Genomic DNA, 2,122 nt, shown 5'->3' with positions numbered 1-2,122 from the left:
TTGATGGTGGTGTCGTCGGGCCTGAGGCCGAGACCGGCGATCTGGGTGTAGAAGCCGATCTGGGCGTTGAGGTTGTTGTACGTCCCCGGCTTGAAGAAGAAGGCGTGCCGGCCGTTGCCGAACTGCGCCGACTCCTGCTCCCTGAACACCTGGTCCAGCTTGTTCTGGATTCCGGGTGTGGACGGGTCGAAGACGTGCACGTTGGGGCCGAGGTCGCCGCCGCCCTGGATCGGGCCGGTGGAGCCGCCGCCCGTGGTGCCGAAGACCTTGAACTCCCAGAGGGAGTAGCCGTATCCGGTGGCGCGGGTGGTGCCGAGCACACGGACGTAGCGCGCCGTGCCGGAGACGGCGTGCGTCACGGTGCCGCCCGCTCCGGTCGTCGTCGAGTAGGCGGTCGACCAGTCGTCGCCGTTGGACGACAGCTCGATGCGGTATGCCGTCGCGTAGGCGGTCTCCCAGCTCAGTTCCACCCGGTCGAGGGCGGCCGGGGCGCCGAGGTCGACCCGGATCCACTGGGGGTCGGCGGCGGCACTCGACCAGCGCGTGCCGGGGTCGCCGTCGACGGCGGCGGAGGCCGGGGTTCCTCCGTTCTCCTGACTGGACGCCGTCGCCTGCTTGCCCTGGGACAGCAGGGTGGGCGCGGCCTCGGCGTGCGTGGCGGGGGTCAGGGCGAGGAGGGCTGCGGCCAGTGCGGTGACCATCACGCCGACGAGGCCCCTGCGGACCGGTCTCGGTGGGGGTGAAGTGGTGGGGGCTATGCCGACTGCGGGCATGGGGGGCTCCTAGGAAAGAGTCCGGAAGTGTGCGCTGGAGAGCGCTCTCCGGAACCCTGCCGCGCGTCGGCCACGCGGTCAAGAAGTCTGACCGCGCTTTTCTTTTGTCTTTCATTAAGGGGGAGTTGGAGCATCGGAGCCGAAACACCCCTCCCAGCAGGTCGGCGGCGCCGAGGAGCACCGGGGGCCGGCCCCACGGCGTCCGGGGTCACCACCCCCGGAACCGCCACCGTCCGCGACCGCAGGACGGGAGGTGAGACAGAATACGGAACTACTCCATGACATCGGGAAGAACGGCCTTTTCACGGAGCATCAGGGGCATAGCTGCGCCTCGGTCACCCGAAACGGCCCCCGCCCGCAAGGGAGTCGAGGTGGCCCGGCGTTCGACGGCGGGCCCAGGAACGGCATCCGGGCACACCGGGTGCACACAAGGGCACCGGTTCCAGGCACACTCTGTGTGTCGCATCATCGTTTGAAGGAAGATTTGCGCATGATCACGCTTAAGAAGGAAGACGGCCCGGCGGACCTCGACGGAGTGACCCACCTGTCCATCGGTGCGTCCTGGGACCCCACCGCCGGCAGCAGTGGTGGGGTCATAGGCGCACTGCGCCGCAAGACCGGCACCGACCTCGACCTGATCGCCATCGCCATGCAGGGCGAGGACCCGGTGCGCCTGGCGGGCCTGGACTCGCTCGACCCGATGGGCAACGGCTCCGTCGTCCACAGCGGCGACAACCAGACCGGCCGCGGTGACGGGGACGACGAGACCGTGACGGTCGACTTCGCGCAGGTGCCGTCGAACATCACGTCGATCGTGTTCGTCGCCGCCGCCTACAAGAAGGGCAGTTCCTTCCAGAAGGCGCGCAACATCAGTTTCAAGGTGTACGACGCCACCGGGGGCAGCTCGCAGCAGGTCGCCGACATCTGGCCCAGCCTGCTCACGTCCGACAACGGATGCGCCGTGGCGAAGGCGTACCGCGTCGGCAACGGCTGGAAGCTCGAGGTCATCAACGTGACGGGCAAGATCAAGCAGGGCAGCGAGCAGGCCCTGATGCGTTTCGCCATCAGCAAGTAGCACCCGCCGGCCCGCCCGCGCGGCGGAACGGCACTCCCGGGCCCGGCAATCCACCAACGGATCGCCGGGCCCGCGCCACGCCGGCCCTGGGCCCGGCATCGCGCACCGCCGGGAAGTCGCCCTCGCGCAGGGCGGTCACCTGTTCGCCGGCCAGGACGCGCAGCGTTCCGTCCGCGGTGCCGCGGCGCGCCCCGTCCGGGCGGCGGACGGAGGCGCCCCCGGAGGAGGCGCTGTCGACGGTGGCGCGGCCGGCCGCCGAGCTGCTGAGCGGGCC

General features: G+C 70.1%; 2 protein-coding genes and 1 pseudogene. 1 reads left to right on the top strand and 2 read right to left on the bottom strand.

Translation table 11 applies throughout. The annotated features are described in order from the left end of the window. The coding region (locus tag IH13_RS0108105; RefSeq protein WP_037840953.1) for a discoidin domain-containing protein at window positions 1-773 on the bottom strand (773 nt) is incomplete at its 3' end. A gap of 490 nt (window positions 774-1,263) precedes the next feature. On the opposite strand from IH13_RS0108105, the gene IH13_RS0108100 reads away from it, so the two are divergent. Continuing rightward, entirely contained in the window at window positions 1,264-1,848 is a 585-nt protein-coding gene (locus IH13_RS0108100) for a TerD family protein (protein ID WP_031082372.1), read from the top strand. On the opposite strand, the pseudogene IH13_RS44455 reads toward IH13_RS0108100, so the two are convergent. After that, a pseudogene (locus IH13_RS44455) lies at window positions 1,838-2,122 on the bottom strand (hypothetical protein); the annotation flags it as partial. The gene IH13_RS0108100 and the pseudogene IH13_RS44455 sit on opposite strands and share 11 nt — an antisense overlap.

Source organism: Streptomyces sp. NRRL WC-3549 (genome assembly GCF_000721935.1).
In the GTDB taxonomy this organism is placed as follows: Bacteria; Actinomycetota; Actinomycetes; order Streptomycetales; family Streptomycetaceae; genus Streptomyces.
The sequence above is the reverse complement of the archived record's forward strand: the minus strand, read 5'-3'. Positions and strand labels throughout refer to the sequence as shown.